The sequence below is a fragment of the Candidatus Paracaedibacteraceae bacterium genome (genome assembly GCA_019636055.1).
Taxonomy (GTDB): domain Bacteria; phylum Pseudomonadota; class Alphaproteobacteria; order Paracaedibacterales; family Paracaedibacteraceae; genus Paracaedibacter.
This window is the reverse complement of the sequence record JAHBYH010000003.1, coordinates 154,925-168,970: the sequence shown is the minus strand read 5'-3', so window position 1 is coordinate 168,970 and position 14,046 is coordinate 154,925. Positions and strand designations below refer to the sequence as shown.

Annotated in this window: 13 protein-coding genes and 2 tRNA genes; 11 read left to right on the top strand and 4 right to left on the bottom strand. The window is 40.9% G+C overall.

Features of this window, described 5'->3' with window-relative positions:
* Window positions 1-33: 33 nt before the first annotated feature.
* From KF820_06455 to KF820_06445, 3 genes are all read left to right on the top strand, one after another.
* The gene (locus KF820_06455) at window positions 34-2,052 is read left to right on the top strand and encodes a hypothetical protein (GenBank protein ID MBX3457976.1); all 2,019 of its coding nucleotides are present in this window, start codon (window positions 34-36) and stop codon (window positions 2,050-2,052) included.
* Window positions 2,052-2,540, top strand: coding sequence for a hypothetical protein (locus KF820_06450; GenBank protein MBX3457975.1), 489 nt, complete (start codon window positions 2,052-2,054; stop codon window positions 2,538-2,540). The genes KF820_06455 and KF820_06450 overlap by 1 nt, the downstream gene beginning before the upstream one ends.
* Before the next feature lie 640 nt (window positions 2,541-3,180).
* On the top strand, window positions 3,181-3,591 hold the full coding sequence (locus KF820_06445) for a hypothetical protein (protein MBX3457974.1): 411 nt from the start codon (window positions 3,181-3,183) through the stop codon (window positions 3,589-3,591).
* On the opposite strand, the gene lpxC is transcribed toward KF820_06445, so the two are convergent.
* A complete protein-coding gene (gene lpxC / locus KF820_06440; protein ID MBX3457973.1) occupies window positions 3,577-4,524 on the bottom strand; it encodes a UDP-3-O-[3-hydroxymyristoyl] N-acetylglucosamine deacetylase in 948 nt (315 codons plus the stop codon). The genes KF820_06445 and lpxC overlap by 15 nt on opposite strands.
* A gap of 165 nt (window positions 4,525-4,689) precedes the next feature.
* On the opposite strand from lpxC, the gene KF820_06435 reads away from it, so the two are divergent.
* Window positions 4,690-5,427, top strand: coding sequence for a hypothetical protein (locus KF820_06435; GenBank protein ID MBX3457972.1), 738 nt, complete (start codon window positions 4,690-4,692; stop codon window positions 5,425-5,427).
* 42 nt (window positions 5,428-5,469) lie between these two features.
* On the opposite strand, the gene KF820_06430 is transcribed toward KF820_06435, so the two are convergent.
* Window positions 5,470-6,693, bottom strand: coding sequence for a DEAD/DEAH box helicase (locus KF820_06430; protein MBX3457971.1), 1,224 nt, complete (start codon window positions 6,691-6,693; stop codon window positions 5,470-5,472).
* A 283-nt stretch (window positions 6,694-6,976) separates the two neighbouring features.
* Between KF820_06430 and KF820_06425 the strand changes: the two genes are divergently transcribed.
* Window positions 6,977-8,647 (top strand): hypothetical protein, encoded by a 1,671-nt coding sequence (locus KF820_06425; GenBank protein ID MBX3457970.1) that lies wholly within the window; start codon window positions 6,977-6,979, stop codon window positions 8,645-8,647.
* An 11-nt stretch (window positions 8,648-8,658) separates the two neighbouring features.
* On the opposite strand, the gene KF820_06420 is transcribed toward KF820_06425, so the two are convergent.
* Window positions 8,659-8,733: transfer RNA gene (locus KF820_06420), tRNA-Gln, on the bottom strand.
* 199 nt (window positions 8,734-8,932) lie between these two features.
* On the opposite strand from KF820_06420, the gene KF820_06415 reads away from it, so the two are divergent.
* The 3 genes from KF820_06415 to KF820_06405 all read left to right on the top strand — a co-directional run bounded on the left by KF820_06415 (window position 8,933) and on the right by KF820_06405 (window position 10,954).
* Window positions 8,933-9,009: transfer RNA gene (locus KF820_06415), tRNA-Arg, on the top strand.
* A gap of 20 nt (window positions 9,010-9,029) precedes the next feature.
* Window positions 9,030-10,166, top strand: a complete 1,137-nt coding sequence (locus KF820_06410) for a CCA tRNA nucleotidyltransferase (GenBank protein ID MBX3457969.1) — start codon at window positions 9,030-9,032, stop codon at window positions 10,164-10,166.
* A gap of 68 nt (window positions 10,167-10,234) precedes the next feature.
* Window positions 10,235-10,954: a hypothetical protein gene (locus KF820_06405; protein ID MBX3457968.1), complete on the top strand. Its 720-nt coding sequence runs from the start codon at window positions 10,235-10,237 to the stop codon at window positions 10,952-10,954.
* A gap of 11 nt (window positions 10,955-10,965) precedes the next feature.
* Here KF820_06405 and KF820_06400 read toward each other — a convergent pair whose 3' ends face one another.
* Window positions 10,966-11,550, bottom strand: a complete 585-nt coding sequence (locus KF820_06400; protein MBX3457967.1) for a YqgE/AlgH family protein — start codon at window positions 11,548-11,550, stop codon at window positions 10,966-10,968.
* Between the two features lie 185 nt (window positions 11,551-11,735).
* On the opposite strand from KF820_06400, the gene KF820_06395 reads away from it, so the two are divergent.
* The 3 genes from KF820_06395 (at window position 11,736) to lgt (ending at window position 14,046) form a co-directional block, all read left to right on the top strand.
* Window positions 11,736-11,957 (top strand): helix-turn-helix transcriptional regulator, encoded by a 222-nt coding sequence (locus KF820_06395; GenBank protein MBX3457966.1) that lies wholly within the window; start codon window positions 11,736-11,738, stop codon window positions 11,955-11,957.
* Window positions 11,954-13,135 carry a HipA domain-containing protein gene (locus KF820_06390; protein ID MBX3457965.1) on the top strand — a complete coding sequence of 394 codons (1,182 nt, stop codon included), beginning with the start codon at window positions 11,954-11,956 and terminating at the stop codon, window positions 13,133-13,135. The genes KF820_06395 and KF820_06390 overlap by 4 nt, the downstream gene beginning before the upstream one ends.
* Before the next feature lie 119 nt (window positions 13,136-13,254).
* On the top strand, window positions 13,255-14,046 hold the full coding sequence (gene lgt / locus KF820_06385) for a prolipoprotein diacylglyceryl transferase (protein ID MBX3457964.1): 792 nt from the start codon (window positions 13,255-13,257) through the stop codon (window positions 14,044-14,046).

The window sequence follows — 14,046 nt, the reverse complement described above, 5'->3', positions numbered from 1 at the left end:
ATTTTATTCTGAGCATGTAAGGTGGAGCATTTTATGTCGAAGTATATTGTCTCAGAATTTTTTGAAATAGCCCTTGATCAACCGGTCAAGGAATTCGAGAATGAGTTCGTACGGGCTTATGTAGCACGAGACATACGACAACCGGAACTGCAATTGGTTTGCCTTAAAGCATCAACATTTCCACCACCAAGGGTTAATTTAACTGACAAATATATTGCTGTCTCAAAAAATTCTCCGAGTCTTGGCCTGATGGCTTTAATTCACGCTGAGAATAACTATATCAACAGCAGCCGAGATTCTAAATCAACACTCCTTTTTTTCCAGCGACCAAAAGGGCAAAAAGTTGTAAACTCTATAACTGACCGCTTTTCTCCGTGGCATGAAGATTTTATTGTCGATAAAATCGTAAAGCCTGTTTATGAAGTTATCAATGTTCTCAATCAAAAAGGTCTAACGCATCAGAATATATCCCCCTTAAATATGTTCATGACAGGTCCAGAAAAAAATATCCCCGTGCGTTTAGGTGAATCGTTGTCAGTACCTGCAGGATTTTATCAACATCCATACTTTGAGCCAATAAACTATGCAATGATTGATCCGATTGCAAAAGGCGAAGGCTCAATAACGAATGATCTTTTTGCACTTGGCGCAACTGTTGCATTCTTAGCTTTAGGGGGATTGCATCAAAATCTAAATCCGCATGACATTTTAAGTAGTCGTATTGAGAACGGTTCATATCACTCTTATGTTGGGAAAAACAACCTATCATCACGACTGAATGAACTCTTACGGGGCCTGCTCCATGATGTAGAAGAACATCGCTGGGGTGTTTATGAGGTAGGGCAATGGCTAACTTCTGGGCGACAAGCTTCTCCCATGACTCACCCACCACGACGAGCAAGTCGCCCTATTACATTCAATGATAAATCCGAGATTTATACCGTTAATACCTTATTTGCCGAGATGATAAAGTCCCCCCTTAATGCCCTTGAGATGGTCGACAAAAACGAACTATCCATGTGGTTAAAGAATGGCCTTTCAGACAATCATAGGGTCCACCAAATCGAAGATATGAAAGCTGTCCTTGGTAAAGACGCATCAAGTTCTGAGCGTCTTTTAGGCGTCTTTCAAATCATGATGCCCGAGACACCATTTTTTTGGCAAGGTCGGTTTTATAATCCTCAAGGAATTGGGCTTGCTTTTGCAAATGCCGTCTTGAAAAACGATAATGTCGAAGCGATATCATCACTCTTATTATCTTCGGTTCTGCCATACTATATGTCCGTTGAATTAATGTCAGAAACACCAACAACAGATGAACAAGCTATGAGTAACAAAGTAGAAAGGCATGTTCTTTCTGCCAAAACATTTCTAGGATATCATGGAGTTGGTGGTGGGGTAGAACGTGCTCTGTATCATATGTGCGCAGATCTTGCTTGCCTAAGCCCAATTGTCCGCAGCCACAACGTCTTAAACATAACAGAGTTGTTGTATGCTCTTGATGAAATTGGTCAACGCTCGAATAAACCAGACTTGCCTGTAGACAAACATATTATTGCTTTTATTTTTGCAAAAGAAAGCAATCTGAAACAATCCATGGTTCACAACCTCAGTTCCGGCTCAAAGCAAAAGAAAATCCGTGGCGCGCTCCAACTTCTAGCTGACCTTCAACAAAAACAACGGATCAAAAAACTAACAGGTCTTTGTAAATGGTTTGGTGAATTATCAGGATCCGTGATCGATAGCTTTAAAAATCTAGATTATCAGAACCACCTTAAAACCAAGCTACAAAATATCATTGATAGCGGGAATCTTATGGAGTTAAGCAAACTTATTGATAACCGTAAGGCCACAGAGATTGATGCTCATGGATTAAAGGTTGCAACGAACGAGGTTAATATCATCAATGCTACCGTTAAAAATATTATTACTTCCACAAGTAGTGATGTCCACTATTCAGTAAGTATCGGCCAAAATAATGCTATGGCACTCTCGGCAGCACTATCAATCATTGCAACTGGCATATATATTTTTGTAAAGGCAGCTTTATAATGTCCGAATCAACAGGCAATCCCCCTCAGATTAATACGAAAAAAATTGCTTTACTCATGCTTGCAATTTTAGCAGTCACGCTGTTTTTCCCCGGATTAGCTCTTATATCTTTTATCGGCATGCTTCCGACATTTGGTGCCTTTATATCGGATCCGACAAAGAATAACTCTCAAACATTTTGTGTTGGCATCTGCAACTTAACAGGATTAGGACCACTTGTTAATGATTTATATCAACACAGCTTTAGCTTAGCATATGCCTATGAAATCATTCATACCGACACCAATTTACTCTTAATCTTATGTGCCGCAGCCATTGGCTGGAGCGTTTTCTTTATTGTACCGGCTATAACTATTGCTTTTTATCGCAATCGAGACAAAACAACCTTAATACAAATGGTTCGTCGATATGATCAGCTAAAGAAAACATGGGGTGATAATATTCCAAATTCTCCGGCAATTGACAATCTTAAAAAAATAAACAAGTAACATCGACAATAATAAAACAAAGTACAAATAATTATTTTAGTAATAATTATTAATTGCTTTAATTATTTAAAATATTTTTTATTGAATTTTTTACATTAATGGGCAAAAAAGAGTAATTTAAGGGATTTAAATTCATTGAATAATTCCTAACTCAAGGGCGTTAGTAACAATAGGAGACGCCTATGAAGACCCCTTGGACTCAAGAAAGATTTAGATTATGTTCGTCAAGCTTATAGCAATGGCAAACGAGAAAAAGTTATTGCCATTGAGTTAGGTCGTACAGAAGCAAGTGTAAGCAAAGCCATAACACGTCACGGCTTAAGACATAAACGCAATTACGCCCTTTTAAACGATCGACGCAGCAAGCGCCCATCTCAACCCAAAGTTATCAAAGTTAATCGTATTTTAGAGGATAAAACTTTCAATGGACATCCTTGCAACTGGACAACAACTGACGAAGTTTTAAGATATTTGGGCGAGAATTCGCCCAATTTTTTTATTAAATATGAAAAAGGTTGCCCTGAATTCATATTCAATAATCAACCGGTGTCTTTGGCAAAGGTTCTTTTAGAAGCAAACAGACTCCGCCTTACCAATCATGAGACTATATTTCACCTTGAAGAAATCACGGAATAATATCATGCAAAATGAATGGTTAAAAAACAAACAGGTCAAATTGATTGGTACACGTGACTTCTTTCCTCGTGACTATGGACATCTGCTTTGGTACTGGGGAATAATCAATGATATAGAACGTGATTACCTAAAAGGCTATGGAAAAGCTAGAGGATTAATCCTTACATGTCACAATCAACTTCCTATTTGGAGTCATTGTCACAAATACTATACACGAAAAACACAATATTTTACAGAAGATCAAACCAATCACATTGAATTAAAATGGAAACAGGTAAGTAGAGGCTTAAGCCTAAACAAAATTGGGTTTCTAGACTGGTTAACTCAAGACGCGATTGATTTCAATTATACTAAAGAGCAAATTATTCTACGCTATCGATCTTTAGTTAAAAAGCATGGGTTAATTGACAACTAAGGCCTTATCCATGGTTTGCACAATCCAAGCAGAAGGGTCAGCAAAGAGAGCTCGTAATAAATTATTATTTAAACCATGCCCTGAGTTGACTCCTTCAAAATGAGCCATAACAACACCACCAGCTAAAGCCAAATCACCAATAGCATCAAGTATTTTATGGCGAACCATCTCGTCATCATGGCGCAATCCGCCATCATTCATTACCCCGGTTTCGCCGATAACGACAGTATTCTGCAAAGATGCTCCGCGAGCAAGACCAGCAGCTTGTAGTTTTTTAGCGTCCTCAAAAAAACCAAATGTGCGACTATCTGACAGAGATTCAGCAAAATCATCATTGTCAGGGTAATATGTCAAATAGCTTGTTTCAGACAATCGACCTGAAAAATCAAATTCCATACTAAAACGTCGCTCATCAGCCGGCAGCAAAAACGCAGTCCCATTTTCGTGACTAACTTGAATCGGTTTTAAAACTTTAATAATTTTCAACGGAGCATTTTGTGGCTTAATTCCAACTGACTTAATTAATGAAACAAAATCAGCAGAACTACCATCCATAATGGGAACTTCAGGCGCACTAACTTCGATAATGGCGTTATGAATATGCAACCCTGCCAAAGCAGCAATAATATGTTCAATGGTTGAAACGCTAACACCATGATCATTCGTAATCCGTGTCGACATCATTGTGTCAGTAACATTATCCCACGTTGCTTTAATACGATTATTTTCAGTTAAATCTGTACGAACAAAAACATAACCTGAACCAATTGCCGCAGGTTTTATTGCCATGGATACCATATCACCCGAGTGCACCCCAACACCAATGCAACGCACGGTTTTTGCAAGTGTTTGTTGTTTCGTCACAGGGGCCGTATCGTGATGATCCAGCTCACCCCAAGGTGTCATTGATGAAAGTACTGCCGTTCCTAGCATTTCTTTTCGTCCGTTAAGTTTCCTCAATTATCACTGTACCCAATTATCCCCCACTATGGAAAGGATTGGTTTGTTACAAACTATTACACAAATTTTTAAAGGTTAAATTTAGACTTTATTTACCTCTTATATACTAATATTAGCAGTCAACAACAGGAGGATTTGATGAAATTATTCTATACATTAGCTTTATTGATTAATATAAGTTATGCACAAGAAACAATACAAGTAGATATTGTACCACAACAACGTTTAGCTGGTGATCCCTATCTGGGCGGAGCTCAGGAAGATTTTGTTGAAAAACAAAAAGCACTCATTGAAGACAAACAACTTAGCCTTTGGGGGGTTGGTTTGTTCTCAGGCACAGATCTATTCAGCAAAGCAATTAAAGCTGTTACAATGTCAAAAACGTCTCATGTAGGGCTGATTCTAACAGACCAAGATGGGATCAAATATTCTTATGAATCAACCGGCTCAGCAGGAGACGTTCTTAGAGGAATACCTCCACAGGTTCAAATCCATTTATGGGATGACGTCGTCCTCAATTATAGCGGTGGCATCGACCAACGAGAATTTACATTTACAGAGCCTGAACGAAATGACCCAAGCGTTATCTCCCCTTATGTCTTCAACAGAATTGGTATGCCTTATGAAAAGAATATTTTTGATTTGGTATCGGCAGTTACTCGCGGAAATACAGAAGGAACACCTGACTCCGTATTTTGCTCAGAAGAAACAGCGCGGTTTTTAATGAACTTAAACTATTTAAGCCCCGACCGAATTGCAGACAATTATTTACCTAGAGATTTTACATCTAAAGAATATGTTCCTCTTGTCGGATGCTTACTTGGCAAACAGACAACTGTGAAAAAAGGCAAAAGTAGTTGCTGCGTTATCATGTAGGACGATAAAAACTCTCACCTCTTCATCAAAGAGACGAGATAACTATCGAGCCAAAAACTTTAGCGGATCAATAAGCATAAAGGACGGGATGATTCGACCAAACCCAATAACAGGGCCGGTCGGCTCATCCTCTTCCATAACCTCATTCAAATCAACTTTAATCTCTTTAACTGTATGCTTAATCAACTTCTCAATACGCGCTAGTTTCTTATCTTCGCTTTTCATCACGAACATAATTGCTGTCCCTGTTTTCCCTGCCCGCCCAGTACGACCAATACGGTGGACATAATCTTCCTCATGAATCGGAACATCGAAATTAACAACCAAGGTAATCCCTGAAACATCAATACCACGGGCCGCTACATCTGTCGTAACAAGAATACGGTAATTTCCTTTGCGGAAATTCTCTAAAGTTTCATTTCTAGAGCGTTGATCCATATCGCCATGCAAAGCTTGGGCTGAAAAACGATGTCGCGCTAACGACTTGGTCAGGGTATCAACATCTTTTTTGCGATTACAAAACACAACCGTCGGTTCTGTTGATGGAAAACTCCGCAATACTTTCCGCAATGCTGTCCGTTTCTGCATCTCCTCTAGCCGAACAATAGACTGATCGATTGTATCCGCAGTCTTTGCAGATCGCGAAACTTTGATCTCAACCGGCTGAATCTGATAAGACTGAGAAATCCGTTTAACCTCAGGCGGAAGCGTTGCGCTAAATAGTAACGTTTGGCGCAATTTGGGTAAGTAGGACAAAATCCGATCAACATCAGGCATAAAGCCCATATCCAACATCCGATCAGCCTCATCAATAACGACGACTTTAATATTAGATAACAGTAACTTCCCACGTTCAAACAAATCAATCAAGCGTCCTGGTGTTGCAATCAAAATATCGACACCACGTTTTAATGTGCGTTCTTGAATTGAAATAATTTCTCCACCAACGATAGATATAGCTTTTAATCCTGTCCCCTGACTATATTCCAAAAAATTGTCATAGACTTGAGTTGCAAGTTCACGGGTTGGTGTTAAAATAATAGCAGATGGCATACGATGACGCGAGCGTGAATGTTTTAAAATCTCAATCGTGGGCAATAAAAAAGCCGCCGTTTTACCTGTCCCTGTCTGTGCACACGCAACAATATCCTTACCCTGCAGGGCTAGCGGAATTGCTTGGCTTTGAACGGGTGTTGGGGTTTCATAACCTAGATTTGCAATTGTTTGAGCAAGTTCAGATGTAATGCCGGTATCAAGAAAATTCATATAATAACTCAGTTCGTTTTTTGCCATAAATTGGCTTTACCTTATATTTAAGGATAATCTGAAAAAATTCAAGAAAATTAAGATACTGATGAAGATACTGAAATTAACTATTTATTACCCCTCACAACATATGGTGTCATTCTGGTTAAGTTTGATGCTGCAGAATGCGGAATCACACTCATCCCCCATCTGCATCCTTTTTCATAAAATTTTCGCCAAATTAACGAACCTTTAAGCATAGTGTACCTATACTCATGGTATAGAATGGAATAGGACTATACCCATGATAAGAGCATTACTTATATTACTGAGTCTTGGATCAACACTATACGCAGCACAAATGCCAGGGGGACCAATGCCCGGAGCATTAGGCAAGGACTCGGATATGGATGGGATAGATGATGCGTCTGATGCAACCCCGGATGGTGATGACACCGGAAGCCCCCTAAACGCTCCTGCCCCAACGGATGACTTTAATCCAAACGATGCTTCAGGTATGGATGATGACAACCTTAGCCCACCAACACCCTCAGCACCACGCTTTCCCCCCAATATAAATAGAGCTCCACAACAACCAATGGCAAACCCGGCAATGCATTCAGGGCCGACACAAATTGGTCGAAATGCCTATGACCCCGATGAAACACGGGGAGCACCTGTCGACACATCACCAGGAGCAAGCATTCCCGGCTTTAAAGAACTTCCAGCCGACAAACAACAACACAAACTAAAAGGAATGGAGAGCATCCGATTTTTACAAACAGCCCTGCTTGAAGGAGATAAAGAAGGGCTCTGCGGAGAAAATGGCGTCTGTCGCCGTAATTTTGGCGAAGGTTGTACAACCTCTAAAAACTTTTTATCAGTTTGCGCAACATTCTGTGTTGATAACAATGAATTTCGTGGATCACATTGCATTGCCAATGGGGCAAAACGCTATAAAATGAATGTACAAACTTTTATCTATGAACCACGACCTGAAAAACAAAAACGCGCTGAATCCGTTGTTGATCATATCATTATTCAACTCCGTGAAGGTCGCAAAGCCCTTAGGTCAGACAAAAGATTGTTTTTCAATACGCTCTGCACCCCTCCATCTGTCAATATGATTCCCGGAACAGATAACCGCCGTCGCGTTGCAGAAGCCTGCGCTTACTTCCTTTACAATGGATTTCCACCACCTGGTGTCCTTAATATGATTTTGATTGGCGGGCCTGCAAATCCGCAGGGGTATACCCCGCCTGCCCCACCAATGATAGGCCAACCCCTGATGCCACCACCGCAACCCCCTGCAGCCCCACCTGTGGCGGACGCATCACCCGATGATATCAATGCCCCCATTGGCGGCCTGCCTGAGGACCCCAACGCGGGGGAGGATAAAGGGGCCGTCTATGACGGTCCAGGAACCCCAATCATAGAAGACAAAGAAAGTGCCCCAACCAATAAAAAAGGGAAAAAGGGGAAAAAGGGGAAGAAGTCTAAAAAAGGTAAAACTGCCGCACCAAAAGCCACAATTCCTGCAGCTCCCCCAGCACCGACTGATGATACCTCACCTGCTGATGATCAAGCTGCCGCCACCTCTGACGATGCATCCCAAGCCGCACCAACTGATGACACAAGTGCCGTACCAACCGATGATGGTAGTTCGACTCCACCCGATGACGGAAGTGCTGCGCCTGATGAAAATACAGCGCCGGCTGATGACGCAAATGCAGATCAACAAACGGGACCAACTGCAGCTCCTGCTCCGGCAGCGCCACAACAAGCAGCCCCCGCTCAAAAGAAAAATGCACTCCTTGGAGGTATTCAGGGCATGATGCAAAATTTTGGCAAGAAAAAAGGCGGACAACAAGCTAACGATGAAAATGCTGACCCGAATGCTGATGGTAATGACCAAAATGCAGCACCATCAGGCGCAAAAATGCCGTCTGTTGTTGGTAAATTCATGAAGTTTTAAAGGAAGATTAGTGGCTGGGGTGCTAGGATTCGAACCCAGGAATGGCGGGACCAAAACCCGCTGCCTTACCACTTGGCTACACCCCAATAGATATACTCATTTTATATCAGAATAATTATCTCTTGTGAAGATATTTTTTTTAAAACTCATAATTATTCACACCCCTCTCGATCAAAACCACAAACAATCAATCAATTAAATTTTTTTTCCATAAAATGCAAAAAACATCTTGCAAAGACCAGATGATTTTATGTATAAATGGCTATATCAAGTTTTGAAAAAAACGCGCCCATAGCTCAATTGGATAGAGCGTCAGACTACGGATCTGAAGGTTAGGAGTTCGACTCTTCTTGGGCGCGCCATTCTTTCTCGGTCGGATTAGATGACCATAAAAATCCCAGAATTAAACAACCTTCGCCAAATTTATAAGAATCGTGGACACGATATTCGTTTTGTTGGTGGTTGCGTCCGTGACGATATCCTAGGTCTCTCAATAAACGATTACGACCTTGCAAGCACAATGCCTGCCACAGATGCCGTTGACATCCTAAAAAACGCCGGATTCACAGTTATACCAACGGGTCTTTCCCACGGCACAATCACCCTTATTATTGATCACACACCCTATGAAATCACCACTCTTAGAAAAGATGTGTCAACAGACGGACGTCGCGCTACCGTTGAAACAACGAACAACTGGGAAGACGATGCCCATAGACGGGATTTTACAATCAATGCGCTATACCAAGATTTTGATGGTAACATCTACGATTATAGCAATGGTCTAGATGATTTAAGGCAAGGAATTGTCCGTTTTATAGGTAATGCCGAAGATCGCATCCAAGAAGACTACCTTAGAATCCTTAGATATTTCCGATTTGCACAACGATACGCAAAGCACGACCTATCAACAGAACTAAAATCACTTTTTAGGACGCATGCCCCTAAAATACAGACTCTATCAAAAGAAAGAATAACCCAAGAGTTCCTAAAAATAATCAACCACGCCCGTACCTACTCTACCCTACTAGAAATGCAATCCTGCGGGATTTTGGATCAAATTATCCCTGATTGCGACCTAACTACCTTATTTAATCTTAATAAGCATTCTAGGTCTCTCGAGCTAGGACTTTCCCCTCTCCGAAATCTTGCTGCCGTTTACGCTATACCAAATAACTTACGACTCAGCAATGATCAGCTCTCGTACATCAAACGCATTAATAAGTTACGCTATGATTTAAATAAGGATAATATCTATCATGCTATATTTAATGAAGGCAAAGATCGAACTCTTGATGCTCTTTTAATCAATGGCAATACCGATCTATATAAAATGGGCCAAGGCATTGAATACAAAGCGCTACCGATTACCTCTCAGGACTTAATCACCTTAGGGATACCAGCAGGACCTCAACTCGGCCAAGCTCTTGCCGTTGCAAGCAAACTATGGTGTTCGAACAAATTCACAACCACCCCAGAAGAAATTTTAATGCACATTAAGACTATATTTTTGCAATAAGATTATCTTGACCTAACAAGAATAAAAAAATAAAGTTCTTGAGTAATAAAGAAAATATGGAACTCATCATGAAAAAAATATTTTGGATCACATGCCTGTTTTTGACCATACTTCACGCAGCAGACGAATCTGCAACAACCGAGCCAGGCCGCAGCAATCCCTTAAATATCAACGGCAAATATTTTGAACTGCTTGTATCGGACCAAACGAATTCATTGTCACAAACACATCTATCAACTTTTTCAACTCAAATTGGGGAATGCACCTATTCAACCTATACATCATCTGATTTAGATGATATATTGAGTCGCTGCCCCGCCCTAAGATCTCCGGAAGTATTTACCCATCATAGCGTTTTCCTTAGGGGACTAACTAAAGCAGTCCCAGAAAACACAACCGCATTAGTCTTTGACTGTTTACCACCAGGCACCATGGTAAAATTGTCAGAACAGGGCATAAACACAAAAAAATTTATACAGGTTTCCAGTTGGGTCAAGCTAGACTTTAAAAAGCCAACAACAGTTATCATCACAGCTTTGCCTGAATATGAAGCCCAAGAATTCAGATCTGATATGATAAAAGAACTGTCTGGCACAGATTTTAGAGGGAAGAATTTTATTTTTGCCAACATAGAGCAACCCGTTACTCTTCGAACCAACTCAGACGAAGTATTATCAACAAAACCAAGCAACACTTCTCCAGAAAGACTAACACAATCCCCAGAAAGTTACTCTCAGCACAAAATTACCCCTCCTGAAGGACTCTTTGATATGGATTGGGAATATTGATTACCGCCTATTCACGCATGCCCAAAGTCGATTGCCATGTTATTCGGGTCAATCCCAATCGATAGCATGGCTGTACGCCACAGGCTGTCATGATCTGCATCAAACACAAGTTCTGTTGTTGCATCTAAAACCAACCATCCATTTGAATTAATCTCTTGCTCTAATTGGTCTGCTCCCCAACCAACATATCCTAATGCCACAACATGGTTGTGTGGGCCATAATTATGGGACAAAGCGCGCAAGACGTCTAATGTTGCCGTCAAAGCAAAATCTCCCTCAATAATCACACTGGAATCTGATAAATAATCAAGAGTATGCAAGACAAATCCTCGGCCAATTTCAACAGGACCACCATAGTAAATTGGTAAATCAGGAACGAGTTTACGCGTATGTTCAATCCCCAACTGCTCGAGCAAATCAGCAAATTCAACTGTCAACAATGGCTTATTGACAATTATCCCCATTGCTCCGGTATCATCATGCCCGCAGACATATACAACTGATTGAAAAAAACGTGGATCTTCCTGAAATGGCATAGCTACAAGTAACTTGCCAGTTAAAAATCCCCGCTCGTATTGGCTTTCATCCTGATCCATAATGACATCCTGTCTTCTGTATGTATTATAATAATAAGGGCACAACCATTTCATTTCCGTTAACATAAAAGAAAAAATTGTTCCTCGTTGACGAATTCGGCTAGAAAATTTTATAATTTAGAAAATTACAGTTGTTCATTCATCACCTCTCCCCCACACGGAAGAGGTGAGCACAAGGATTCACGATGCAAATTAAAACGCCCAAAGATTTTGGTCGGCTTATCAAAGCTAAACGTAAAGAGCAAGAACTCACCCAAGTTGAATTGGCAGGTCTATCCGACGTAGGCAACCGCTTTCTTGTTGAACTTGAGCAAGGCAAATCAACAATTGAGATGGGCAAAGCTTTACATGTCCTTAAAATGCTTGGGGTAAGTTTACAACCTGAAATTAAAGGGAATGAACAATGAAAGTCTATATCAACGGAATCCCGGCCGCCGACTTAAAACAAAAGGAAGAAGGTCTAGAATTCAAATACTTAGACAGCTATGTACAGTCCACAAAGGCTGTCCCTTTAAGTATTGCCCTTCCACTAGATTTCGAAACCTACACTGACCGTTCAATCAAACCTATATTAGATACACTCGGCGCTACACTAGACCAAGAGTATATCTCGCCCATTGGCGGTATCTCATTTACCCCTGCTCAGCATACGACCTATTCTGAAGTTAATATCACAGATTGTGAAACACAAATCAAAAGTCAACTTTTGGCAGTGCCGGACAATAAGCTTTTGTCTATCCATAACTATCAACCGACATTAAAAGCGAGCATTGTTAACGGCGAATTTTTTGAAGCAACGCCATCCGAGCATAACACCCACACTTTAAAATGTGATCTGTACGATTTTGAAGACCTTGTTGGCAATGAAATTTTCGTATCCCTTCTTGCTTATAATTTAGGAATTCCGGTTCCAACAATATCTCGCGTCCATCTAGGCGACATCCCAGCCCTGATTATGGATCGCCCTGACCGATTAGCCCCAAGTGACACATCTACAACGCCTCAAAAAGTCCACCACGAAACTTTTGAGGCAGCTCTATCATCCCAATTCGCAGGATCAAAACGTCATTTTTCAACATCCGTTGACGGCATCTTTGACCTAATTCGCACTCATGCTAAGCAACCAGCCTTAGACTGTCGAACCCTTTTACGCAGCATAACCCTATGCCTATTAGCAGGATGTGATGATTTTTCTTTGGAACAACAACTTATTGAATTAAGGCCGAACAACACATGCAAATTGTCAGTTCTCTCGGGATTTGTGTCATCAGATATCTATGAAAATACAACAAAGAACTTGCTGGATTACCTATTTGGCATTCAACATATTTCAGCCTTAAAACAAAATCACATTGCTGATTTAGCAAGACGAATCCAAATAAACGACAAATATCTATCAGGAATGCTCTTAGATTATTGTGTTTCACTTCCAAAAATCACCCGTGAAATTTTTGAAACTTACCCAACGCTAAAATCATCAATTACCGTTAAAATCGCTAAGCTAATCGAGGCAAGATGCCTCCTCTTTAGAAATTTACTCGATACAAAAAAGAAAGATGCACCAAAACGACGTTTAGTGGGATAATCGATCCCCCCTTGAGAGTGGAGCTGATTGCCACGCAATAAAAACATTGTTTTCCGTGGCATCTAGGGGGAAAATATTTTACTCTAGAAAAAGGCTAAAACAATAACCACGAGAGTACTATGCTTACATTCCCAAATATTAATCCCATAGCCTTTGAAATTGGCCCTCTTAAGGTGCATTGGTACGGCATTGCCTATATGGTTGGTATTTATTTGGCATGGCAAGTTGGTATGTATCTTTTGAAAAAGCACCCCACCCAAGTGACACCCAAAATGCTGGATGATAGCATTATTTGGGCGATCTTAGGCATTGTAATTGGTGGACGTTTAGGTCACGTTGTATTCTATGCACCATCATTGATATGGACCAATCCAATCGAGATTCTTAAGACATGGAATGGTGGCATGTCTTTCCATGGGGGTGTTATTGGTGTTTTAGTGGCCATTTTCATATACGCGCGTCGTATTCATGTTCCTACACTCAGTCTCCTTGATATTATTACCTGTGTCGCACCGATTGGCTTATTTTGTGGTCGTATCGCTAATTTCGTAAACGGAGAACTCTGGGGACGTGTGACAGACTCCCCTCTTGGGATGATATTCCCTCGTGCCGGCGACCTACCACGCCACCCGAGCCAACTTTATGAAGCTGCAGCTGAGGGGGTACTCTTATTTTTTATCCTTGTCTTACTCTGGACTAAAACAGACTTACGGAATAAACCCGGCCGACTCACAGGTATTTTCGCCATCGGTTATGCCTGTGCTCGAATGTTCTGTGAACTTTTCCGTGAACCAGATGCAATCGTTGTTGGCAGTCTGACAATTGGCCAAGCCTTGTCTATTCCGTTGATCGGAGCAGGCTGGTTTTTGCTAAGATATCCAACAGAGATATTTAATAATAAAGAAAAATAG